This is a genomic window from Candidatus Andeanibacterium sp. (genome assembly GCF_057143545.1).
Window position 1 is genome coordinate 1 of record NZ_DBNHSF010000136.1, and the last position, 3,597, is coordinate 3,597.

General features: G+C 65.7%; 4 protein-coding genes. All 4 read right to left on the bottom strand.

Going from position 1 to position 3,597, the window contains the following annotated elements; all coding sequences use genetic code 11:
• Positions 1-1,250, bottom strand: a 1,250-nt coding sequence (locus tag AC16XC_RS08150) for a bifunctional folylpolyglutamate synthase/dihydrofolate synthase (RefSeq protein ID WP_484034155.1), incomplete at its 3' end; no start/stop codon positions are given.
• Positions 1,251-1,401: 151 nt separating this feature from the next.
• Positions 1,402-2,250 carry an acetyl-CoA carboxylase, carboxyltransferase subunit beta gene (gene accD / locus AC16XC_RS08155; protein WP_484034152.1) on the bottom strand — a complete coding sequence of 283 codons (849 nt, stop codon included), beginning with the start codon at positions 2,248-2,250 and terminating at the stop codon, positions 1,402-1,404.
• Positions 2,247-3,038 carry a tryptophan synthase subunit alpha gene (gene trpA / locus AC16XC_RS08160; RefSeq protein WP_484034153.1) on the bottom strand — a complete coding sequence of 264 codons (792 nt, stop codon included), beginning with the start codon at positions 3,036-3,038 and terminating at the stop codon, positions 2,247-2,249. The genes accD and trpA overlap by 4 nt, the downstream gene beginning before the upstream one ends.
• Positions 3,038-3,433 (bottom strand): endonuclease domain-containing protein, encoded by a 396-nt coding sequence (locus AC16XC_RS08165; protein WP_484034154.1) that lies wholly within the window; start codon positions 3,431-3,433, stop codon positions 3,038-3,040. Before AC16XC_RS08165 ends, trpA begins: the two co-directional genes overlap by 1 nt.
• Positions 3,434-3,597 lie beyond the last annotated feature (164 nt).

Sequence of the window (3,597 nt, forward strand, 5' to 3'; positions counted from 1 at the left end):
TCGCTTTCGATCCGCGCCTTGAGCCGTTCGAGCGCCTGCGGGACATCGGCGGAGGGTTCTGTGGGCACGATGCCGAGTTCTTGCGCCACGCGGCAGATGTCCTTGGGATCGTGATCCTCGTGCCAGCCGGGGATCGGCACCGCATAGAGCCGTTCGACCTTGGCGGCGATCGGCGCGAGGAATTCGCGCACCGGGCGATTCTTCATCATCGCCATGACGAGGTTGAGCCGCGGGCGATCGCCGAAGGTGCGGGCAAGCGCCTGCGCCGCATCGGGATTGTGCCCGCCATCGAGGATGAATTCCGCATCGGGCAGGAGCGCGGTCAGCGGGCCGGGCTTGAGCGTTTGCAGCCGCGCGGGCCATTCGGTGTTGCGGATCCCTTCGGCCATCGCTTCGGGTGACACATGGACTTCGTCCTGGTGCCGCAGCAGCGCCACTGCCAGCCCGGCATTGTCGGCCTGGTGCTGGCCGTGGAGCCGGGGCAGGGGGAGGGTTAGTTCGCCTTTCGCGTCGCGATAATGGAGCTGGTCTGTGGCGCTGACATCCCAGTCCCGCCCGCGCAGGAAATGCGGTGCGCCGCGCTCCCTCGCAATCCTTTCGACCTCGGCCAGCGCGCGTTCGGGATAGCTTTGCGTCACCAGCGGCACCCCCTTGCGGACGATCCCGGCCTTTTCGAAGGCGATCCGGGCGAGCGGGTCTTGCGGCACGCCTTCCTCCTCGCGCAGCAGAAAGGCCTCATGGTCGATCCCGAGCGAGGCGATCCCGCAGGCGGCGGGGCGCTCCATCACATTGGTCGCGTCGAACCGCCCGCCCAGGCCGACCTCGATCACGCAGGCATCAGCGGGAATCCGCGAAAAGGCGAGGAAGGTCGCGGCGGTAGTGACTTCGAAGAAGCTCGGGTGAAGGTCCTCGCTCAGATCGAGCACTTCCTTGAGCAGCTCGGCGAGCAGATCGTCGTCGATCAGTTTCCCGGCGAGGCGGATACGCTCATTGTAGCGCACCAGATGCGGCTTGGTCGCGACATGGACGGAAAGCCCCTGCGCTTCGAGCATGGTGCGCAGATAGGCGCAGGTCGAGCCTTTCCCGTTGGTCCCCGCGACATGGAAGGTCGGCGGCAGGCTGCGCTCGGGATGGCCGAGCCGGGCGAGGATTTCCCGGATGGTTTCGAGCCCGACGCGGCCCTGCGGCAGCGACAGGGCTTCCAAGCGGTCGAGCTCGCGCTGGATGGCGGGATGGTCGGAGGTGGCCATGTCGCGCACTAATGATCCTCCCCTGCAAGGGGAGGGGGACCGCCGGGCGCAGCCCGGTGGTGGTGGGGTGTCCCGCGATCGAGAGGGCGACACCCCTCCTTCAGCCCTGCGGGCTGCCACCTCCCCTTGCAGGGGAGGATCGGATCGGTGATCATGCCGCCTTCGCCGGGCTCAGATAGTCGAGCAGCTGCGCCAGTGTCGCGCGCAGATCCTTCCGCTCGACCACCATGTCGACCATGCCGTGTTCGTGGAGATATTCGGCGCGCTGGAAGCCTTCGGGGAGCTGTTCGCGGATCGTCTCCTTGATCACGCGCTGGCCGGCAAAGCCGATCAGGGCACCCGGCTCGGCAATATGGATATCGCCCAGCATGGCGTAACTCGCGGTCACCCCGCCGGTGGTCGGATCGGTCAGCACGACGATATAGGGCAGGCCGGCATCCTTGAGCCGCCGGGTCATCACGGTCGATTTCGGCATCTGCATCAGCGAGAGGATGCCTTCCTGCATCCGCGCGCCGCCCGCGGCGGTGAACACCACATAGGCGCATTTCTCCTTGATCGCGCGATCGGCCCCGGCACAGAAGGCGGCGCCCACCGCCATCCCCATCGATCCGCCCATGAAGGCGAAATCCTGCACCCCGACCACGGCCTTGCGCCCTTCAATCGTGCCGAGCGCGGCAATATAGGCATCGTCATGCGGGCTGGCCGCACGGGCGGCCTTGAGCCGGTCGGAGTAACGCTTCGAATCCCGGAACTTGAGCGGGTCTTCCCTGACCTTGGGCGATGGCAGGAGCTCGTAGCCCTTGTCCATCACCTGGGCGAGGCGGAGGTCGACCCCGATCCGCCCGTGATGGCCGCATTGGGTGCAGACGTGGAGGTTTGCCTCGTAATCCTGCGTGAACAGCATTTCGTTGCAGTTCTTGCACTTGATCCACAGGTTTTCGGGCGTTTCCTTGCTCGACCGGAAGGAAAGCGCGTTGCGCATGCGGGACAGCCAGCTCATGCGGATACCTTTCGCGCATTGTGCGTCGCCTTGGCAAGAGCTTCGGTTAAGGCCTTGAGATGCCTGGGCGCATCCGCGCCATGTTCGCCGACCAGCTCGACATAGGCCGAGCCGACCACCACCCCGTCGGCGACCCGGGCGATCGCCTCAGCCTGTTCGGGGGTGCGCACGCCGAAGCCGACCGCGATCGGCAGATCGGTCGATTGCTTGATCCGGCGGACATTTGCTTCGATCGATTCGATCGCCGCCTGCTGCTTGCCGGTGATCCCGGCGACCGAGACGTAATAGAGGAACCCGCCCGAGCCGGCGAGCACCGCCGGAAGCCGGGCGGCGTCGGTCGTCGGGGTCGATAGGCGGATGAATTCGAGGCCCGCAGCACGCAGCGCGGGGCCAAGCTCCTCGTCCTCCTCGGGCGGCACGTCGACGCAGATCACCCCGTCGACCCCGGCCTTTGCAGCCTCGGCGGCGAACCATTCGGGTCCGCGGCGGATCATCGGATTGGCATAGCCCATCAACACCAGCGGCACCTCGGGATGGCGCGCGCGGAAACCGGCGGCCTGGGCGAGCACATGTTTCGTCTTGGTCCCCGCGCCGAGTGAACGCAAATTCGCCGCCTGGATCGCCGGGCCGTCGGCCATCGGATCGGTGAACGGCATGCCGAGCTCGATCACATCCGCGCCGCCTTCGACCAGTGCGTCGAGATTGGCCGCGGTGTCGCCGTCGCCCGCGGTGATAAAGGCGACGAGGGCGGGGCGGCCCTTGCCGAAGGCTGATGCGAAGCGGGTCATCACAAAGCCCTCTCCCCTTCAGGGGAGAGGGTTGGGAGAGGGGGCCGACTGCGCAATTCCGAAATCACGCTGGAAAGCCTGGTCAACACCCCTTCCATGTTCCCGATCACTTCGTGATTGGCAAACCGCACAACCGTGTAGCCGCGAGCTTCCAAATCGCGTGAACGCGCAGCATCGTATCCCTCGCGCCCGGCATGCGTGTCTCCGTCCAGTTCGATCACCAGTTTGGGATCGTTGGCGACGAAATCGGCGATATAGCTCCCGATCACCTTCTGCCGGCGAAACTTCACCCCTGCGAAGCGTTCCGCCCGGAGTTGCAGCCACATTCGCGTTTCCGGCTCGGACATGCGGCTGCGCATTCCGCGCGCGCGGGTGGTGAGGACAGGGTCACGCATCCCCCTCTCCCAACCCTCTCCCCTGAAGGGGAGAGGGCAAGAGCGCCGGGCGGCCCTTGCCGAAGGCGGAGGCGAAGCTGGTCATTTGCCCGACCTTCTCCAAGACCGAAAAATCAACGCGAGTGAAACCAGGAAGAATGCGATTGATACCAACTGAAATATGT

Excerpts from the sequence above, each read along its gene's own strand:
- accD (WP_484034152.1), bottom strand. The coding sequence starts at position 2,250 with ATGAGCTGGCTGTCCCGCATGCGCAACGCGCTTTCCTTCCGGTCGAGC.
- trpA (WP_484034153.1), bottom strand. The coding sequence starts at position 3,038 with ATGACCCGCTTCGCATCAGCCTTCGGCAAGGGCCGCCCCGCCCTCGTC.
- AC16XC_RS08165 (WP_484034154.1), bottom strand. The coding sequence starts at position 3,433 with ATGCGTGACCCTGTCCTCACCACCCGCGCGCGCGGAATGCGCAGCCGC.